General features: G+C 71.8%; 18 protein-coding genes. 9 read left to right on the top strand and 9 right to left on the bottom strand.

What is annotated here, in order from left to right:
- Positions 1-25 precede the first annotated feature (25 nt).
- The gene (locus tag OG738_RS42280; protein ID WP_329049541.1) at positions 26-1,216 is read left to right on the top strand and encodes a hypothetical protein; all 1,191 of its coding nucleotides are present in this window, start codon (positions 26-28) and stop codon (positions 1,214-1,216) included.
- Positions 1,217-1,267: 51 nt separating this feature from the next.
- Here OG738_RS42280 and OG738_RS42275 read toward each other — a convergent pair whose 3' ends face one another.
- Both OG738_RS42275 and ppgK read right to left on the bottom strand, forming a co-directional pair.
- Positions 1,268-2,674 (bottom strand): RNA polymerase sigma factor, encoded by a 1,407-nt coding sequence (locus tag OG738_RS42275; protein ID WP_329049539.1) that lies wholly within the window; start codon positions 2,672-2,674, stop codon positions 1,268-1,270.
- Between the two features lie 197 nt (positions 2,675-2,871).
- On the bottom strand, positions 2,872-3,639 hold the full coding sequence (ppgK, locus tag OG738_RS42270; RefSeq protein WP_442875973.1) for a polyphosphate--glucose phosphotransferase: 768 nt from the start codon (positions 3,637-3,639) through the stop codon (positions 2,872-2,874).
- A gap of 64 nt (positions 3,640-3,703) precedes the next feature.
- Here ppgK and OG738_RS42265 point away from each other — a divergent pair, with 64 nt between their 5' ends.
- Positions 3,704-4,522 carry an inositol monophosphatase family protein gene (locus tag OG738_RS42265; RefSeq protein ID WP_329049537.1) on the top strand — a complete coding sequence of 273 codons (819 nt, stop codon included), beginning with the start codon at positions 3,704-3,706 and terminating at the stop codon, positions 4,520-4,522.
- Between the two features lie 93 nt (positions 4,523-4,615).
- On the opposite strand, the gene cei is transcribed toward OG738_RS42265, so the two are convergent.
- Complete coding sequence (cei, locus tag OG738_RS42260; RefSeq protein WP_329049535.1) at positions 4,616-5,299, bottom strand: envelope integrity protein Cei; 684 nt, start codon at positions 5,297-5,299, stop codon at positions 4,616-4,618.
- 512 nt (positions 5,300-5,811) lie between these two features.
- On the opposite strand from cei, the gene OG738_RS42255 reads away from it, so the two are divergent.
- A complete protein-coding gene (locus tag OG738_RS42255) occupies positions 5,812-6,120 on the top strand; it encodes a DUF4193 domain-containing protein (protein ID WP_086676737.1) in 309 nt (102 codons plus the stop codon).
- Positions 6,121-6,367: 247 nt separating this feature from the next.
- Here the strand turns inward: OG738_RS42255 and OG738_RS42250 are convergent, their stop codons facing one another.
- The gene (locus tag OG738_RS42250; RefSeq protein WP_329049534.1) at positions 6,368-6,850 is read right to left on the bottom strand and encodes a DUF3093 domain-containing protein; all 483 of its coding nucleotides are present in this window, start codon (positions 6,848-6,850) and stop codon (positions 6,368-6,370) included.
- A gap of 24 nt (positions 6,851-6,874) precedes the next feature.
- Between OG738_RS42250 and dut the strand changes: the two genes are divergently transcribed.
- Together dut and OG738_RS42240 are read left to right on the top strand one after the other, a co-directional pair.
- Positions 6,875-7,378 (top strand): dUTP diphosphatase, encoded by a 504-nt coding sequence (dut, locus tag OG738_RS42245; RefSeq protein WP_329049532.1) that lies wholly within the window; start codon positions 6,875-6,877, stop codon positions 7,376-7,378.
- Positions 7,378-8,040: a DUF3710 domain-containing protein gene (locus OG738_RS42240; RefSeq protein ID WP_329049531.1), complete on the top strand. Its 663-nt coding sequence runs from the start codon at positions 7,378-7,380 to the stop codon at positions 8,038-8,040. The genes dut and OG738_RS42240 overlap by 1 nt, the downstream gene beginning before the upstream one ends.
- Before the next feature lie 52 nt (positions 8,041-8,092).
- On the opposite strand, the gene OG738_RS42235 is transcribed toward OG738_RS42240, so the two are convergent.
- A complete protein-coding gene (locus tag OG738_RS42235) occupies positions 8,093-8,776 on the bottom strand; it encodes an alpha/beta fold hydrolase (protein ID WP_329057030.1) in 684 nt (227 codons plus the stop codon).
- A gap of 134 nt (positions 8,777-8,910) precedes the next feature.
- On the opposite strand from OG738_RS42235, the gene OG738_RS42230 reads away from it, so the two are divergent.
- Positions 8,911-9,291, top strand: coding sequence for an OB-fold nucleic acid binding domain-containing protein (locus OG738_RS42230; RefSeq protein WP_072480405.1), 381 nt, complete (start codon positions 8,911-8,913; stop codon positions 9,289-9,291).
- A gap of 9 nt (positions 9,292-9,300) precedes the next feature.
- Positions 9,301-10,026 carry a DUF3159 domain-containing protein gene (locus tag OG738_RS42225; protein ID WP_329049530.1) on the top strand — a complete coding sequence of 242 codons (726 nt, stop codon included), beginning with the start codon at positions 9,301-9,303 and terminating at the stop codon, positions 10,024-10,026.
- 127 nt (positions 10,027-10,153) lie between these two features.
- Here the strand turns inward: OG738_RS42225 and OG738_RS42220 are convergent, their stop codons facing one another.
- Complete coding sequence (locus tag OG738_RS42220; protein ID WP_329049529.1) at positions 10,154-10,810, bottom strand: potassium channel family protein; 657 nt, start codon at positions 10,808-10,810, stop codon at positions 10,154-10,156.
- Positions 10,807-11,472 carry a potassium channel family protein gene (locus OG738_RS42215; protein ID WP_442875848.1) on the bottom strand — a complete coding sequence of 222 codons (666 nt, stop codon included), beginning with the start codon at positions 11,470-11,472 and terminating at the stop codon, positions 10,807-10,809. The genes OG738_RS42220 and OG738_RS42215 overlap by 4 nt, the downstream gene beginning before the upstream one ends.
- Positions 11,473-11,564: 92 nt before the next feature.
- Between OG738_RS42215 and OG738_RS42210 the strand changes: the two genes are divergently transcribed.
- Both OG738_RS42210 and OG738_RS42205 read left to right on the top strand, forming a co-directional pair.
- The gene (locus OG738_RS42210; RefSeq protein WP_329049527.1) at positions 11,565-13,598 is read left to right on the top strand and encodes an APC family permease; all 2,034 of its coding nucleotides are present in this window, start codon (positions 11,565-11,567) and stop codon (positions 13,596-13,598) included.
- A complete protein-coding gene (locus OG738_RS42205) occupies positions 13,595-14,782 on the top strand; it encodes a class I SAM-dependent RNA methyltransferase (RefSeq protein ID WP_329049526.1) in 1,188 nt (395 codons plus the stop codon). Before OG738_RS42210 ends, OG738_RS42205 begins: the two co-directional genes overlap by 4 nt.
- Before the next feature lie 30 nt (positions 14,783-14,812).
- On the opposite strand, the gene OG738_RS42200 is transcribed toward OG738_RS42205, so the two are convergent.
- Together OG738_RS42200 and OG738_RS42195 are read right to left on the bottom strand one after the other, a co-directional pair.
- Entirely contained in the window at positions 14,813-15,235 is a 423-nt protein-coding gene (locus OG738_RS42200; RefSeq protein ID WP_329049524.1) for a hypothetical protein, read from the bottom strand.
- Between the two features lie 85 nt (positions 15,236-15,320).
- A complete protein-coding gene (locus OG738_RS42195; RefSeq protein ID WP_329049523.1) occupies positions 15,321-16,790 on the bottom strand; it encodes an aldehyde dehydrogenase family protein in 1,470 nt (489 codons plus the stop codon).
- Between the last annotated feature and the right edge of the window lies 1 nt (position 16,791).

Raw genomic sequence — 16,791 nt, 5'->3', positions numbered from 1 at the left:
TACGCGCGCCGGGCACGCTCTCGGCATGCGACCGGTACTCGGCCTCGTGGCGCTGCTGCTGCTCGGCCTGACGACGACGGCCCAGGCCGCCGCGAACTTCCCCCGCCTCGACGCAGCGACCGTCGACAGCTACACGCTCACGCCGGGCGGCTCCTTCGCCACCTACGGCAGCCGGATCGCCGCGCTCGACGAGAAGCTCCCGCCGCGCGGGCTGTCGGCGGTCCTCGGTGACGCCAACCGCACGGCCCGGCCGCTCTGCCACGGCACGTACCTCGCGGCCGCGCTGAAGCCCGCCGGCTTCTGCTGGGAGGACGCGAACGACGACCAGGCCAACGACTGGATCCCCCAGGGTCTGACCGGTTCGGGTGACGCGGACCCGGCGACCGGGACGGTCGGGGGCAAGCGCGTCGTCGCGACGTCGTGGCACACGCCCGGCGACACCATGGTCCGGCTGTCCTTTGTGGACGTCAATGGGCTCGGCTACCGGCACGTCCTGCTCGTGGAACCGACGTCGGACACCGATTTCGCGGTCGTCTCCGGGCACGGCCACGGCATGACGTGGTCGGGGAACCTGCTCTACGTCGCGACCACGGGCGGCCTGATCCGGGTCTTCGACACGACGCACTTCTGGAAGGTCGACGACAGCTCCGCGACGGTCGGCCTCGGCACCGACGGCAAGTACCACGCGGCGTACTACGACTACGCGATGCCGCAGATCGGCGCGTACTGGTACCCGGGCGGCGGCACGTGCACGACGGCGACCGGCGCGCGCCCGTGCCTGTCGACGCTTTCCTTCGACCACACCGATTCCACGTTCGTGACGGCCGAGCACGCGGCCGAGGCGGGCGGCCGCGTCCTGCGCTGGCCGTTCGACGCGGTCGCCGGCCGCTTGAAGACGTCGGCGGACGGCTTGGTGCACGCTTCCGAGGGGTTCTCGTCCCCGGTGTGGGGCGTGCAGGGCGCGGTGTCGCGCAACGGTTACTTCGTGCTGACGGGCGTCTGCCCGGAGTACGCCGGAGTGGCGGGCGACCACCCGTCGTGCCTGCACGGCGGAGTGGGCGGCGTCTCGACGTCGAGGCTGGCCGGGCAGGCACCGGTGAACAGCCAGAACCTGTCGTACTGGCCGGCGACGGGGGAGCTGTGGTTGCTTAACGAGCAGCTCCGGGAGCGCGTGGTGGTCCACGTCCCGTGGACGACGCTGACCGGCCGGGCCTGAACGCGGAAGAACCCCGCCACCGAGGTGACGGGGTTCTTCCGTGGGTACGACTCAGTCCAGGTAGTCCCGCAGGACCTGGGACCGCGACGGGTGGCGCAGCTTCGACATCGTCTTCGACTCGATCTGCCGGATGCGCTCGCGGGTCACCCCGTACACCTGGCCGATCTCGTCGAGCGTGCGCGGCTGGCCGTCCGTGAGGCCGAAGCGCAGCCGGACCACGCCCGCCTCGCGCTCGGACAGCGTCTGCAGCACCGACTGGAGCTGGTCCTGCAGCAGCGTGAACGACACCGCGTCCACCGCGACGACCGCTTCGGAGTCTTCGATGAAGTCACCGAGCTGCGAGTCGCCCTCGTCGCCGATCGTCTGGTCGAGCGAGATCGGCTCGCGCGCGTACTGCTGGATCTCGAGGACCTTCTCCGGGGAGATGTCCATCTCCTTGGCCAGCTCTTCCGGGGTCGGCTCGCGGCCGAGGTCCTGGAGCAGCTCACGCTGTATGCGGCCGAGCTTGTTGATGACCTCGACCATGTGCACCGGGATGCGGATGGTGCGGGCCTGGTCGGCCATCGCGCGGGTGATCGCCTGGCGGATCCACCACGTGGCGTACGTCGAGAACTTGTAGCCCTTGGTGTAGTCGAACTTCTCCACCGCGCGGATCAGGCCGAGGTTGCCCTCCTGGATCAGGTCCAGGAACGCCATGCCGCGGCCGGTGTAGCGCTTGGCCAGCGACACCACGAGCCGGAGGTTCGCCTCCAGCAGGTGGTTCTTGGCGCGCTCGCCGTCGCGCACGATCCACTTGAGATCGCGGCGCATCTGGGTGACGAGCTTCTCGCCCTCTTCCTCGGCGGTGCGCACGCGCTCGGCGGCGTAGAGCCCGGCCTCGATGCGCTTGGCCAGCTCCACCTCCTCCTCCGCGTTCAGCAGCGCGACCTTGCCGATCTGCTTGAGGTAGGCACGCACGGAGTCGGCCGACGCGGTGAGCTCGGCGTCCTTGCGCGCCTGGCGCAGGGCCTCCGACTCCTCCTCGTCCCAGACGAAGTCCGGGTTGTCGGAGCTCTTGGCGGCGGCCGCCTTGTCGGCGGCAGCGCCCCGGCGGCGCTGCGCCGGGGTCTCCTCGTCCGACTCGTCGTCGTCATCGTCGTCGTCGGCCGAGTCGGCGTCCGGCTCGTCGGTGACCGTCTCGTCGACGACGTCGACCTCGACCTCTTCCAGGTCCGACAGGTCGGGCGTGTCGAGCTCGGCTTCGTCGATCTCGACGGGGCCGTCCGGCTCGCCGTCTTCGGTCTTCGCGCCCTTGGTCGCCGGCTTCTTGGCCGGAGCCTTCTTCGCCGGAGCCTTCTTGGCCGTGGTGGTCTTGCGGGCCGCCGGCTTCGCCGTCCCGGTGGCTGCCTCTTCGGCCGGCTCGCCGGCTGCGGTCGCGGTCTTCGTCCCGCCTCGGGTTGCGGTTCTTGCGGCTGCCACTTACGCCCTTTCGCAGCGGTCGATCATGACGAGCAACGGCACGCGTGCCACTGCTGCCTCACATTCGGGGATCACGCCTCGGCCTGCGGTTTTCGCCTCCGCAGCCGTGGGCCGTGTTCCATTGTAACGACGGTACGCGCATGCGTCGCGAAGCGATCACCCTCCGGCCCGTCCCGGCGCCGGGATCGGCCCCGCGACTAGTGCTGGATGCCCTCGCTGGCGGCGGCCGCGGCACCCACGATCCCGGCGTTGTTCTGCAGCGTGGCCACCAGTACCGGAGTGCGGATGTCCAGCAGCGGCACCCATTTCTCGGCCTTCTTGCTGACCCCGCCGCCGACGATGAACAGGTCGGGCCAGATCAGGTTTTCGAGCACGGTCAGATAACGGTGCACGCGCTTGGCCCATTCGGGGTAGGAGAGGCCCTCGTTGTCCTTCACCGAGGCGGCCGCGCGCTTCTCCGCGTCGTGGCCGTCGATCTCCAGGTGGCCGAACTCGGTGTTCGGGACGAGCTTGCCGTCCTGGAACACCGCGCTGCCGATGCCGGTGCCGAAGGTGAGCAGCGCGGTGACGCCCTTGCGCGCGACGGGGTCGCCGAAGCGGATCTCCGCCATGCCCGCCGCGTCGGCGTCGTTGAGCATCGCGATCTGGTCGACGCCGCGGCCGAGGCGCTTGGCGAAGAGGGCGTCGGCGTCGGTGCCGATCCACTGCTTGTCGATGTTGGCCGCGGTGTGCGCGACGCCCTTCTTGACGACCGCCGGGAGCGTCACGCCGACCGGGCCGTCCCAGGCCGCCTGCGTCACGACGTCGTGCACGACGTCCGCCACCGCCGAGGGGGTGGACGGCTTCGGCGTCTCGATCCGGATCCGGTCGCCGATGAGCTGCCCCTTGTCCAGGTCGACCAAGGCGCCCTTGATCCCGCTGCCGCCGATGTCGATGCCGAAACCTCGGCGGGTCGCCTCCACCACGGACGTGGTCCCTTCTCGCACGATTCAGAAGCCTGCCTCGGAGACTTTAACCGGATGTGGTGACATGTCGGACGTGGGAGTTGACGAGTCGTTGCTGAAAAGCGTCGCGGTGCAGGTCGCGACGGACGCCGCCGAGCTGGTCCGCGAGGCCTGGGAGGGGATGGCGCGGGGGCGCTCGGTGGCCGTGGACACCAAGTCGGCGGACACCGACGTGGTGACCGCGGTGGACCACGAGTCGGAGCGGCTGGTGCGGGATCGGCTGGCTGCCCTGCGGCCGGGGGAGCCCGTGCTGGGCGAGGAGGGCGGCGGCACGGCCGGCGACGGCGTGACCTGGGTCGTCGACCCGATCGACGGGACGGTCAACTTCCTCTACGGGCTGCCGTGGTTCGGGGTCTCGGTCGCCGCGCAGGTCGGCGGCGAGTCGGTGGCCGGCGCGGTGGTGGAACCCGCCAGTGGCCGCGTCTGGTCGGCCGCGCGCGGGCAGGGGGCGTTCCTGGACGGCCGCCGGCTGGCGGTGTCGGCACCCGCGCGGCTGGAGCTGACGCTGGTCGGGACCGGTTTCGCGTACTCGGCGGAGCGGCGGGCGCGGCAGTCGCGCTTCGCGGCGGAGCTGCTGGGGCGCGTCCGGGACATCCGGCGCAACGGAGCGGCGTCGCTGGACCTGTGCGCGGTGGCGGCGGGCTGGCTCGACGCGTACGTGGAGCACGGGCTGCACCGCTGGGACTGGGCGGCGGGGGCGCTGATCGCGGCGGAGGCGGGCGCGGAGGTGCACCTGCCGGGTTCGGCGCCGGAGCTGGGCGCGGACGCGACGTACGCGGCGGCGCCGTCGATCGCCGGCCCGCTGCGGAAGGTCCTGGCCGACTGCGGCGCGGCGGACGTCTGACGGGGCATCGCGCGTGTCCGGAGGGGCTTCACGCGTGATTGGCGGGGCATCGCGTGTGTCCGGCGGGGCATCACGCGTGTCTGGCGGGGTGGGTCAGCAGGCGACGTCGCGGGCGGAGGCCAGCAGGGTCTGGTCGATGACCGGGGCTTTCGCGCCCGCGGACTGCTCGTTCGAGCCGCCGCCCTGGTGGGTCTTGGACCAGTCGGCGAGCTGGGTGAGGATCCGGCGGGCCTCCGGGAGGGGCTGCAGGTCCCCGAAGAGGGTGCCGGTGACCAGGTCGACGCTCGCGTCCTTGCGGTTGTCCTGGACCAGCTCGGCGCACGGCACCACGAGGCTGAGCGTCCGGGCCGCGGTGACGCCGTTCTCGCCGAAGCGGATCTGGCCGCGGCACTTGGCCACGCGGCCCTGGTAGGCGGGGTCGTTGGCCGGCTCGGCGGCGCCGGTGAAGCCCAGCTCCTTCAGCGCGGTGGTGGCGATGCCGCCCTGGCCGCGGGTGCTGGAGGCGTTGAGGACCTTGACGGCGACCTTGTCCGGCGGCACCGGCGCGCGGTCGTCGAGGGCGTTGTGGGGGAGGGTGCTGAACGTGACGCCCGGCGGCGGGCTCGCGGCCGGGTCGCACTTCACGGCCTCGTCGACGTCGCCCTTGCCGACGGCCGCGTTGATCCAGACGATGATCGCGCCGAGCGCGAGCACGCCGATGACGATCAGCGCCGGCAGCGGCTTGTGCTTGCGATACGGCCGCGCCCCACGGTCCCCGATGCCGTTCCCCGACGCCACCTGCCCGTCCCTTCCCGAACACCGAACCCGGCCGGTGCGAACCCGGCACCGTCGTGGCCGATGAGCCTAGGCGCTGCGGCCCGCGCCCACCGTGCCGGGGGCCCGGTTTCCCGTGCCCCGCCCGTCGTCGCGGGACCCCGCCCGCGACCGATCCCCGTGCGGCGATCGCACCACGCCGGGGTCGGCCGGGGCAAGCGGACACGGGCCGCCCGTGAAGTTCTCCACCCGCGGGCAACCCGAATGGACGACAACGCGTCTTACCTGCGGGTTCCCCCTGTCGGGTGACGAATCCCCGGCAATGTCTGACTCGGTGCAGAACCGTCGCGGGCGTGAGCTACCCTTCCCGGGCTCCGGCCGCAGGAAGAGGCGCGAAAAGAAGAGACCTCGGTCACTTCGGCCGTCGGGCACAAACGAGGGCCCTGGAACGTTGACCAGCGGCACGGCGGACTCACGGGCGCACCCGGGGGTCCGGGTAAACGACTACGCAAGCTGATCGCAGGGGTGAGGGACACATGGCTACCGACTACGACGCTCCGCGCCGCAGCGAAGCCGACGAGCTGGCCGAAGACTCGTTGGAGGAGCTCAAGGCCCGGCGGAACGAGAACCAGTCCGGCGTCGTCGACGTCGACGAGGACGCGACCGCCGAGAACTTCGAGCTGCCGGGTGCCGACCTCTCCGGGCTTTCCGGTGAGGACATGACCGTGAAGGTGGTGCCGAAGCAGGCGGACGAGTTCACCTGCTCCGTGTGCTTCCTGGTGCACCACCGCAGCCGCCTGGCCGAGGAGAGCGGCGGACGCCTGATCTGCCGCGACTGCGCCTGACACGCGCGGGATCTCGGACAGGGGTTCGGTGAGGCTTATTCAGCCGTCGGCCGCCACAGCACTTCTGCGGCGAGCAACAGTGCGAGGGCGGGGCGCGGCGGCCTAACCAGAATAAGCCTCAAGGGGACGAACAGACGCGACGGAGAGCCTCGAGGGAGACCTTGGGGGAGGCTCGAAGCGCGCTGGGGACAAGGGGGCCGGCCGGCAGGCCGGCCCCCTTCCCGCGTCTTGAGGGGCGGAGCCGGGGTCAGGCGCCCTTGACCAGCTCGGCGAGCCGCTGCGGGTGCCGGGTGCTGAACAGCCAGTACGGCGTCGGGTCGGCCGGGTCGGTGAGCGTGATCCGCACGGCCGGGCCGACCCAGCCGCGGTGCAGCACGTACGCCGCGGGATCGCCGTCGCGGCCCAGCGCCTTGCGCTTGGCCTCCTTGTCGAAGATCTCGACCTCGCCGACGTAGCGCAGCGGCAGGTGCGCGTCGCCCACCCACAGCTCCGGTTCGGCGCCGCCGGTGACGCGGACCTTGGACCGGCCGAGCGACAGCATCAGCCCGACGACGACCGGCAGCGCGATCACGTACGGCAGCCACGCCCGGACGCCCGGGTAGCCCATGTCGACCTCGGCGGCCAGCAGGATCGCGCCCAGCACCGGCAGCGGCCAGCCCCACCACGGCACGTAGAGCCGTTCGGAGTGCCGGACCGCGGCACTCGCGGCCGTCTTCGCAGATTCACCCACGGGTAGAGAGTAATCTCGCCGCCCGTGTCCAGCGTTCAGGTACTCCTCTCCCGGCTCGACCCGGATGTCCCGCCGCCCGCCTACGCCCGGCCGGGCGACGCGGGCGCCGATCTCGTCACCACCTCGGATATCGTGCTGAAACCCGGGGAACGCGGCGTCGTCGGCACCGGCGTCGCGATCGCACTCCCGCCCGGGTACGCGGGGTTCGTCCACCCGCGGTCGGGCCTGGCCGCCCGGGTCGGCCTCTCGGTGGTGAACACGCCGGGCACGATCGACGCGGGCTACCGCGGGGAGATCAAGGTCTGCCTGATCAACCACGACCCGGTGCACCCGGTGCAGCTCACGCGCGGCGACCGCATCGCCCAGCTGGTCGTGCAGCGGGTCGAGCACGCCGAGTTCGTCGAGGTCGCCGAGCTCGACACGACCGAGCGGGGCGACGGAGGCTACGGCTCGACGGGTGGACACGCCACACTGGGAGCACAGGTGTCCGGCGCGAGCGCCGGCGCGGGGGAAGGAACGGAGAAGTAGTGGGGATTTTCGGACGCAAGCGGCGGACCGAGGGCGAGTCCGCCGGCAGGCACGCCGCGCCCGAGGCCGACGACACGATCGAGGACGACGCGTACGACGACGAGGCCGACGAGCTGTCGGACGTCTCCGACGGGCCGTTCGACGTCGCGGACTTCGAGGACGACGGCGTCCCGCGGATCGACCTCGGCTCGGTGAAGGTGCCGGTGCCCGACGGATCCCAGGTCCAGGTCGAGATGGACCCCGAGACCGGGGGCGTGCGCGCCGTGCACGTCGTCACCGAGCAGGGGCAGATCACGGTCAGCGCCTACGCCGCGCCGCGCTCGGGCGGCCTCTGGCGCGAGGTGAGCACCGAGCTGGCCGAGCAGCTGCGGGCCGACGGCGCGAAGGTCAACATCGGCCGCGGCGTGTGGGGCCTGGAGATCTCGGCCATCGTCGGCGACGTCGCCCTGCGCTTCGTCGGCGTCGACCGGCCCCGCTGGATGCTGCGCGGCGTCATCGCCGGCCCGCAGTCGGAGGCCGCGGGCGCGGTCGAGGTGCTGCGCGGGATCGTGCGGCGCACGATCGTCGACCGCGGCGACGCGCCGATGCCGGTCCGGACCCCGCTCACCATCACGCTGCCCGAGGCGGTCGCCGAGCACATCGCGGCCCAGCAGCAGGGCTGAGCACGTCCCATGAGGGGCACCTTCATGGCTTTCCCGGCCATGAAGGTGCCCCTCATGGCGTTTCGAGGGCCCGCAGGAAGGCCAGGACGGTCGCCCGGCCGAGGGATTCGCGGTCGGCGCCCAGTGCGGTGAGCGTCGTCTCAACGAGCGCCGCGCGGGGGAGTGCGCGAGCCCACTCCGACGCGACTTTCGTCGGGTGGATCGGGTCGTCGGCGCACGTGCCGATCCCGGCCGGGACGTCGAGCGCCGTCAGCTCCTCGAGGGTGGGGGAGGGACGGCTCGCCGCGACCCGCAGCCCGTCGGCCAGGCCGTCGCCGTGGCGGCGCCACGCCCGGTCGAGCTCGGCCCGCAGCCAGCCCGGGCTGCCCGCCGTCTGCGCCAGCGCCGCGTCCACCCCGGAGCTGGCCACCAGATCGGCGGACAGCGTCGCGGCCAGCGACGCGGGTGCCGAGCCCGGGACGCCGTTCCAGGCCGGGAGCGCGGCCAGCAGGCCCCCGCAACGGCCCGGATTGGCCACGGCCCACTCCGCGGCGAGGTGGGCGCCGAACGAAATGCCGCCTACGAGCAGTTCGCCGTGTTCGCCCGCGAGCGCGTCGAGGGTCGCGAGGTAGCCGTCCGCCAGTGCCGCGCCGTCCGGCGGCGGTGGCGCGATGAGCGGGACACCGAGGGCGCGCAGGGGGCCGGCGAAGACCGCCCGGACGAACACCTCGTCCGAGCCGGTGCCGGGCAGCAGCACCGCGACGGGAACTCTGATTGCGGACGTCACGTTGCGATCTTTGCGCAAAGGGGTTTCCCTGGCGGAGACCGCAGTACGCTGGAATCGTTCGGGCCGCAAGCACCAGTCGGGGGCCCCGGAGCACAGGAGCACCTATGTCCGCCAAAGACGGCGGCTACTTCAGCCGGTTGGTACGCAAGCTGACCAGCGACGTCGACGAGCTCGACGCCGACGAGATGTCCATGAGGTCCGGCGCCGAGGGCGCGCAGCGGGCCTGCGACTGCCGGTCCGGCGAAGAGGTCACCGTGATGGGGAGACTCCGCAGCGTGGAGCTCTGCCCGACGAACGAGGCCGCCACGCTGGAGGCGGAGCTGTTCGACGGGACACAGGGCGTGACGCTAATCTGGCTCGGCCGCCGCCGGATCCCGGGCATCGAGCCTGGCCGGACGATCAAGGTGCGCGGCCGGATGGCCGAGCGTGACGGCCAGAAGGTGCTGTACAACCCCTATTACGAGCTCCAGAGCCCAGTGAGTTGATCACCCATCGTGACTGAACCCGCCCCGAGCGATAAGAAGACCGACGCGGAAGAAGAACCGCAGCCGACCCTGCTCGAGCAGATGGGCGGCGTGTCCGGCCTGATCTACTCGTCGGTGCCGGTGATCGTCTTCGTCCTGGCGAACGCGTTCTTCGGCCTGACCGCCGCCATCTGGACCTCGGTGGGCAGCGCGGTGGCGATCACCGTGCTGCGGGTGGTCCGCAAGGAGCCCCTGCAGCCGGCGATCTCCGGGTTCTTCGGCGTCGCGATCGCGGCGTTCATCGCCTACCGCACCGGGTCCGCGAAGGGGTTCTTCCTCTTCGGGATCTACGCGAGCCTGGTCTACTGCGGCATCTTCGTGCTGTCGGTGGTCGTGCGCTGGCCGATCGCGGGCGTCGTCTGGAACGTGCTGAACGGCACCGGCCAGGCGTGGCGCAAGGACAAGCCGTCCCGCTACGGCTACGACGTCGCGACGCTGGCCCTGGCGCTGGTGTTCGCGGCCCGGTTCGTCGTCCAGCGGTGGCTCTACCAGGAGGACTACACCGGCTGGCTGGCCTTCGCGAAGATCGCGATGGGGTACCCGCTGTACGCGCTGGGCCTGCTGGTGGTGGTCTGGGCGGTGCGCCGGTCGGACAAGCGGCTGAAGGCGCTCGAGGAGACCGAGCCCAAGCCGGAGACCGACGCCGAGGTCGAGGCCCGGCTGCGCGCGAAGTACGCCGAAGCCCCCGAAGGCTGACAACCCCCCGAAGCCTGACAACCCGCGCGCGTGGGGGCGCCCCCGTTTTCCACGCTACCGGAGAGCACCGACAGTTTCGGACCACGAAGAAGGCCCCCGACGCGAGCCGGAGGCCTTCTTCGTGCACTCAGTAGCCCAGCGCCGTCCGGATCTCCGGTTCGACGTCGGACGTCGCCACGAACAGCAGCTCGTCGCCCGGCTCCAGCGGGTCTTCCGGCTGGGGGATGATCACGCGGTCGCCGCGCAGGATCGTCACCAGGGCCGCGTCGCGGGGCAGCGACAGCTCGCTCACCGGCTTGCCGGCCAGCGGCGTCTCCGCCGGCAGCGTCAGCTCGACGAGGTTGGCGTTGCTCTGCCGGAACGTCATCAGCCGCACCAGGTCGCCGACGCTGACCGCCTCCTCGACCATCGCCGCGAGCATCCGTGGGGTCGACACGGCGACGTCGACGCCCCAGGCGTCGTTGAACAGCCACTCGTTGGCCGGGTTGTTCACCCGCGCCACCACGCGCCGGACCGCGAACTCGGTCTTCGCCAGCAGGGACACGACGAGGTTCGCCTTGTCGTCGCCGGTCGCGGCGATCACGACGTCGCACTGCTCGATCCCGGACTCCTCCAGGATCGACACCTCGCAGGCGTCGCCGAGCACCCAGTCGGCCTGCTCCACGGTGTGCGGCTCGAACTGGTCGGCCTCCCGCTCGATGAGCATCACCTGGTGCCTGCCGTCGATCAGCTCGTTGGCGATCGAGCGACCCACCGCGCCCGCCCCGGCGATCGCGACCCTCATGCTTCGTCCTCCGGCTCGCGGTTGGCCACACTGGTCACGTCGCTGACGGTGCCGGAGCGCGCGGCGACCCACACGTCGTCGCCGTCCTGCACCATCGTCTTGCCGTCGGGCAGCACCGGGGTGCCGAAGCGCATGATGAACGCCACCCGCGCGCCGGAGGCCTCCTGGAGCGACCGGACGGAGTGCCCGACCCAGCCCTCGTGCAGCGGCAGCTGCAGCAGCGCGACGTTGCCCGACGGGTCTCGCCAGGCGGACGCGACGCCGTCCGGCAGGAGCGTCCGCAGGAACCGGTCGGTGGTCCACGGGACGGTCGCCACCGTCGGGATGCCCAGCCGCTCGTAGACGGCCGCGCGCTTGTGGTCGTAGATCCGCGCGACGACGTGCTCGATGCCGAAGTTCTCGCGGGCGACCCGCGCGGAGATGATGTTCGAGTTGTCGCCGCTGGACACCGCGGCGAACGCGCCCGCCCGCTCGATGCCCGCTTCGATCAGCACCTTGCGGTCGAACCCGACCCCGACGACCTGCTGGCCGTGGAAGTCGCTGCCCAGCCTGCGGAACGCCTGCTGGCTCTTGTCGATGACGGCCACCTCGTGGCCGAGCCGCTCCAGCGCAGCGGCCAGGGACGCGCCTACCCGGCCGCACCCCATGATCACCACGTGCACGCCCTGCCTCCTCCTTGGCGGTTTACCCGTCCGTCGTACCCCCGACATGCCAGGGCCGAACCTACCGTGCCCCCTACGGTTAGGCTTTCGTGGTGTCGAAGTTTCCGACCGTGCTGAAACGCCTGGTCCTCGGACGTCCGTTCCGCAGTGACCGGCTGTCCCACACGCTGCTGCCCAAGCGCATCGCGCTGCCGATCTTCGCGTCCGACGCGCTCTCGAGCGTGGCGTACGCGCCCGAAGAGATCTTCCTGACGCTCAGCGTCGCCGGGCTGTCCGCGTACGCGCTCGCGCCGTGGATCGGCATCATGGTCGCCGTCGTCATGCTCGTCGTCGTCGCGTCCTACCGGCAGAACGTGCACGCCTACCCGAGCGGCGGCGGCGACTACGAGGTCGCCACCACCAACCTGGGCGGCAAGTTCGGGCTGACCGTGGCGAGCGCGCTGCTCGTCGACTACGTGCTGACGGTCGCGGTGTCCACTTCGTCCGGTGTGGCCAACATCGGGTCCGCGGTGCCGTGGGTGGCGCAGCACAAGGTACTGGCCTCGGTCGTCATCGTGGTCGTGCTGACTTCGTTGAACCTGCGCGGTATCCGGGAGTCGGGGAAGGCCTTCGCGATCCCGACATACGGGTTCATCCTGGGCATCCTGGTCATGGTCGCGTGGGGCCTGCTCCAGGCGGCGACCGGCACCGAGATGAAGGCCGAGAGCGCCGGGTTCACGCTGAACGCCGAAGGGACCTTCGCCGGCGTGGCGTACGGGTTCCTGGTGCTGCGGGCGTTCTCCTCCGGCGCGGCGGCGCTGACCGGGGTCGAGGCGATCAGCAACGGCGTCCCGGCGTTCCAGAAGCCCAAGTCGAAGAACGCGGCGACCACGCTGCTGATGATGGGCCTGCTCGCGGTGACGATGCTGGTCGGCATCATCACGCTGGCTTCGATCACCGACGTCAAGTTCGCCGAGGACCCGGCGCGCCAGCTCGCCGGCGCGCCCGCCGGCTACGAGCAGAAGACGATCGTCGCGCAGATCGCGCACGCGGTGTTCGCCGACTTCCCGCCGGCGTTCTACTACATCTCGTTCTCCACCGGCATCATCCTGCTGCTGGCCGCGAACACCGCGTTCAACGGCTTCCCGGTGCTGGGCTCGATCCTGGCGCAGGACCGCTACCTGCCGCGGCAGCTGCACACGCGCGGCGACCGGCTGGCGTTCTCCAACGGGATCCTGTTCCTGGCGGCGTTCGCGCTGGTGCTGATCATCGCGTTCGACGCCGAGGTGACCCGGCTCATCCAGCTGTACATCGTGGGCGTGTTCGTGTCGTTCACGGTGAGCCAGGCCGGCATGATCCGGCACTGGAACCGGTTGCTGGCCAAGGAAACCGACCCCGCCAAGCGGCGGCGGATGCGGCGCTCCCAGACCGTCAACGCGGTCGGCCTCACGTGCACCGGCGTCGTGCTGGTGATCGTGCTCATCACCAAGTTCCTGCTCGGCGCGTGGATCGCGATCGCGGCGATGGTGGCCATCTTCGTGCTGATGACGGCGATCCGGCGGCACTACGACCGCGTCGCCGACGAGCTGAAGGAGCTCGGCGACACCCCGACCGTGCTGCCGTCGCGCAACCACGCGATCGTGCTGGTGTCCAAACTGCACCGGCCGACGCTGCGCGCGCTGGCCTACGCCAAGGCGATGCGCCCGGACGTCCTCGAAGCCGTGACGGTCAACGTGGACGACGCGGACACGCGACGGCTCACCGCCGAGTGGGACGCGCACAACTTCAAGGTGCCGCTGAAGGTCGTCGAGTCGCCCTACCGCGAGATCACGAAGCCGGTGCTGGACTACGTGAAGCGCGTGCGCGGGGACAATCCGCGCAATGTGGTCACGGTGTTCATCCCGGAGTACGTCGTCGGGCACTGGTGGGAGCAGGTGCTGCACAACCAGAGCGCGCTGCGGCTCAAGGGCCGCCTGCTGTTCCAGCCGGGCGTGATCGTGGCGAGCGTGCCGTGGCAGCTGGAGTCGTCGGCCAAGGCGGCCGCGCGGATCCGGAACGAACGGCCGGCGGCCGGCGACGTCCGCCGGGGCTTCTCGCCCAACGGGAAGCCGATCGTCACGCCCAAACCCAAGGAGCCCGCCGAATGACCAGCTGGCAGGGCCGGATCCTCGAGGTGGAGGTCGGCGCGGTCGCGCACGGCGGCCACTGCGTCGCCCGCGCCGACGGCCGCGTCGTGTTCGTCCGGCACGCGCTGCCGGGCGAGCGGGTCCGCGTCGAGATCACCGAGGACAACGGCGGTTCGTTCTGCCGCGGCGACGCGATCGAAGTGCTGTCGGCCTCGGAATTCCGGGTGCCGCCGCCGTGCCCGCTGGCCGTGCCCGGCGGCTGCGGCGGCTGCGACTGGCAGCACGCTTCCCCCGCGTACCAGCGTTCGTTGAAGGCCTCGGTGGTGGCGGAGCAGCTGCAGCGGCTGGCCGGGATCGAGCGGGACGTCGTCGTCGAAGCGCTGGACGGCGGCCCGCTGGACTGGCGCAGCCGGGTCCGGCTGATCGCCGGCCAGGACGGGCGCGCGGGCCTGCGGGCCCACCACAGCCACCGGGTGGTGCCGCTGGAGAAGTGCCCGATCGCGGTGCCGGGCGCGCTGGACGACGTCCTGGCGCGGCGCTGGCGGCCGGGCAGCGAGCTGGAGGTCACCAGCGACGGCGACGGCGGTGTCCACGTCCGCGAGCTGTCGACCGTCCGAGGCAAGGTCCGCGCGCGCCAGCTGGCGGGCGGGGTGGCGGTCCAGCACGCGGCGGACCGCGACTGGCGCCTCGACGCGCACGGCTTCTGGCAGGTCCACCCGGCCGCGGCCACGACACTGGCGGCGGTCGTGGCGGAGTGGGCGGAGGCGCCCGAGGGCGGGACGGCCTGGGACCTCTACGCCGGCGTCGGGCTGTTCGCGTCGGTGCTGGCTTCGCAGGTCGGCCCGGCGGGCCGCGTGCTCGCGGTGGAGTCGGGCCGGCGCGCGGTCGCCGACGGCGAGAAGAACCTGGCCGACCTCCCGCAGGTGTCGTGGCAGGCCGGGCGCGTCGAGCACGTGCTGACGTCGGCCGCGAAGCCGGTGGACGTCGTGGTCCTGGACCCGCCGCGCAAGGGCGCGGGCAAGCCGGTGGCGGAGTCGATCGTGGCGGGGGAGCCCGACCGGATCGTGTACGTGGCGTGCGACCCGGCGGCACTGGCCCGCGACGTGGCGATCTTCGCTTCGCACGGGTACGCGTTGACGGATCTCCGTGCGTTCGACGCGTTCCCGATGACGCACCACGTGGAGTGCGTGGCGCTGCTGTCCTGAGTTCGTCGGTGCCGCTTGGGGGCTTCGGCGTCAGTCGGCTCGGCGCACCGCGAACGCCGCCGCCAGGCCGGTGGCCGTCATCGCGATGCCCGACACCAGCAACACCCACGCGCCCGCGCCCGGCGCCACGCGTGCGGCCGGCTGGATGCGCGTCACACCTGGCAGCGTCACCACCAGGTGGCGGAGGATCACGCCCGTCACCACCAGCCCCGGGAGGCTCGCCATCGCCAGTGGCTCGTCCTGGCGGCGGGCGAACGTCAGGTACGCCAGCGTGCCCGCCACCAGCACCGCCGCCGCGCAGATCAGGCGCAGGCCGAGGGCCAGCTCCGGGTCCGGGGTGCCCGGGGGCAGCAACCCCGGGTAGTCCGCCGTGCGCAGGGTCAGGCCCGCGATCACCCCGACGCCGGCGACCCCCGCCGCCAGCGCCCGGGGGACCCGCCATGCTCGCGTCACGCACGCAGCATAAAACGCCGGAAACTCCCTTTCCGATCACATTTCCCGCGCTGGGCCGTTCGGTGGATCCCGATCGTGGGAGGGCTCAGCCGGCGAACCAGTGCTGCGGGCCCGGCCGCAGGTTCTGGTAGATGTGCTTGATCTCGGTGTACTCGCCCAGCCCGGTCGGCCCCAGCTCGCGCCCGAACCCGGACTGCTTGTAGCCGCCCCACTCGGCCTGGGGCAGGTACGGGTGGAAGTCGTTGATCCAGATCGTGCCGTGCCGCAGCCGCCCGGCCACCCGCTGCGCGCGCCCGGCGTCTTGCGTGAACACCGCTCCCGCCAGGCCGTAGTGGGTGTCGTTGGCGATGCGGACCGCGTCGTCCTCGTCGGTGAACGTCTCGACCGTCAGCACCGGCCCGAACGACTCGTCGACGACCGCCGACGACCCCTGTTCCACCTGGTCGAGGATGGTCGGCAGGTAGTAGCAACCGTCGGCCAGCGCCGGGTCGTCCGGACGGCGGCCGCCGGTGCGCAGCACCGCGCCCTCGGCCAGCGCCGCCGCCACGTACGCCTCGATCTTCGCCCGGTGCGCCGCCGAGATCAGCGGCCCGGTCTCGGCGTGCGAGTCGAACGGCCCGCCCAGGCGGATCCGCTCGGCCCGGCGCACCAGCTCGTCGACGAACTCGTCGTGCCACTCCCGCTGGACGATCAGCCGCGCGCCCGCCGAGCACACCTGGCCGGAGTGGAGGAACACCGCGGTCAGCGCGTAGTCGACCGCCGTCTCGAAGTCGGCGTCGGCGAAGACCACGTTCGGGTTCTTGCCGCCCAGCTCCAGGGCCACTTTCTTGACCGTCCCGGCGGCCGCGGCGGCGATCACCTTGCCGGTCGCCAGGCCGCCGGTGAACGACACGAGGTCGACGTCCGGGTGCGACGACAGCGGCGCGCCCACCTCGGCGCCCGCGCCCAGCACCAGGTTCCCGACGCCCGCGGGCAGGCCCGCCTCGGTGAGCAGCTTCAGGAACAGGATCGACGTGTGCGGTGTCAGCTCGCTGGGCTTGAGCACGAACGTGTTGCCCGCGGCCAGCGCCGGCGCGATCTTCCACACGGTCTGCAGCAGCGGGTAGTTCCACGGCGTGATCAGCCCGCAGACGCCGACCGGCTCGTGCACGATCCGGCTGACCGCGTCGGGGTTGCCGGTGTCGACGACGCGCCCGGCGTCCTGGGCCGCGAGCTTGCCGAAGTAGCGCAGGCAGGCGGCGATGTCGGCCATGTCGTAGCGGCTCTCGACCAGGCGCTTGCCGGTGTCGAGCGACTCGGCGCGGGCGAACGCCTCCGCGTCGCGGTCCAGCAGGTCCGCGGTGCGCAGCAGCAGGTCGCCGCGCAGGTGCGCGGGCGTGCCGGGCCACGGGCCGGTGTCGAACGCCCGGCGCGCCGCCGCGATGGCGGCCTCGGTGTCCTTCGCGGTGCCCTCGGCGACCGTCGCGACCAGGGAGCCGTCGGCCGGGCAGCGGATCTCCCGCCGGCCGCCGCCGAGCGCGTCCACCCATTCGCCGCCGATGAAGAAGTCCGCCATG

The organism is Amycolatopsis sp. NBC_01488 (assembly GCF_036227105.1).
GTDB lineage: Bacteria > Actinomycetota > Actinomycetes > Mycobacteriales > Pseudonocardiaceae > Amycolatopsis.
This window is presented reverse-complemented; position numbering and strand designations above follow the sequence as displayed.